The following is a 1,369-nucleotide window of genomic DNA, read 5'->3' on the forward strand; positions in this document are numbered from 1 at the left end:
TAAATAGTAACCGGGTATCCGGCCTGGGCTAAATTGATAGCAGCAACAAGCCCCCCTGGGCCGGCCCCGATTATATGTATGTGTTCCTTTTTCATACCAACCTCCGATAAGGTTAAAAAATTATCAAAATTATTTTTATTGATTCGGTATATCATTGTCATAAAATACACACAGCCGGATCAGGGCTACATGCATAGGGTTTTCGGGGTATAAATATTAGGATAAATGGTAGCTACCATTGCCGGCCAGATAATAGTCTGGATCTTTTAAGAAGTTATCTTCACAAGATATGCAGCAGAAGAAAAGCTGCATTCCTTCATATTCTAGATATTGAGAATCATCTGGGCTTTCTACAGATAGCCCGCTTACGGGACAGATTACATGACGTGACATAACAAACCTCTTATTTTTAAAATGTTAAAAGTCAATGTAAAGAACGACCGAAGTGACCACTTGTCGAATAGCGCTTAACGGCAAACTTAACCAAGTCCCGGTCAAAAATTTCTTTACAAGTAGTTGTGCAGAACGCCCATGTGTTGCCATTGACACTACTTTTGGGAGAGTTTTGAGGATCTATGACCTCTTTTCCGGTTACCACACATTCTTTATTGAGATTAAGATGTTCCATATTGATTGTAGAAATTAAACCCCCGCCCAAAAACTACCGACCTGGCAGTCTCAAAGGCAGGGGTGATTAAACTATTTAGTGATGATGATGGCTATGGTGGCCACCGGTGTTTCCGGCATAATTTGCCGGATTTTCATCAAACGATGCTTTGCAGTCTTCGCAGCAGAAATAATAGGTTGTTCCCATGTACTCACTGCTGGGTGCGGTTGATGTGTCTTCGATTTCGTGTCCCATTACCGGGCAGATGTTTTGTGCTTTCATGGTATCCTCCATATTATTGGTTGTGATTTATAGATTTATTCAACGATCAGTTTGCCTCGCAGCATACCCATCGCACATTGAAATTCGTATTCGCCAGGTGTATCGGGGATAAATTCCACCGGGATGGTTTTATGCGGGGTCAGTGTAGCCTGTTTACCGAAGTCGGGAAATATTACCTGCTCGGAGCATGCTGCCGTTTCTTCACGCAGGAAATTCAGCCTCACCGGTTTCCCAGCTTCCACTACAATAACATTGGGACTATATCCTCCTTTTACTTTTATAAGGGCTTCCTGCAGACCGCCGGCACTGCTTTGAATACGGGTACCTTCGGAACTGGAGAACCAGAAATACCAGGCTACCAGCGCTATTAGCAGAATGCCGCCAATCAATACAAAAATTTCATCGAGTGTCATAATAATCTCCTTTTAAGTTTATTTATTAGCTTTTGAAAATTTTGGTTGAAATTTGCGCAGCCGGTTA

General features: G+C 42.3%; 2 protein-coding genes. Both read right to left on the minus strand.

Features of this window, described 5'->3' with window-relative positions:
• Positions 1-703: 703 nt before the first annotated feature.
• Positions 704-889 carry a YHS domain-containing protein gene (locus ABJV04_RS00010; RefSeq protein WP_348489054.1) on the minus strand — a complete coding sequence of 62 codons (186 nt, stop codon included), beginning with the start codon at positions 887-889 and terminating at the stop codon, positions 704-706.
• Positions 890-924: 35 nt separating this feature from the next.
• Complete coding sequence (locus ABJV04_RS00015) at positions 925-1,302, minus strand: cupredoxin domain-containing protein (RefSeq protein WP_348489055.1); 378 nt, start codon at positions 1,300-1,302, stop codon at positions 925-927.
• Positions 1,303-1,369 lie beyond the last annotated feature (67 nt).

Source organism: Aliiglaciecola sp. (assembly GCF_039982535.1).
In the GTDB taxonomy this organism is placed as follows: domain Bacteria; phylum Pseudomonadota; class Gammaproteobacteria; order Enterobacterales; family Alteromonadaceae; genus Aliiglaciecola.

Bases quoted from the DNA above. Each gene is read 5' to 3' on its own strand.
- ABJV04_RS00010 (WP_348489054.1), bottom strand. From the start codon at position 889: ATGAAAGCACAAAACATCTGCCCGGTAATGGGACACGAAATCGAAGAC.
- ABJV04_RS00015 (WP_348489055.1), bottom strand. From the start codon at position 1,302: ATGACACTCGATGAAATTTTTGTATTGATTGGCGGCATTCTGCTAATA.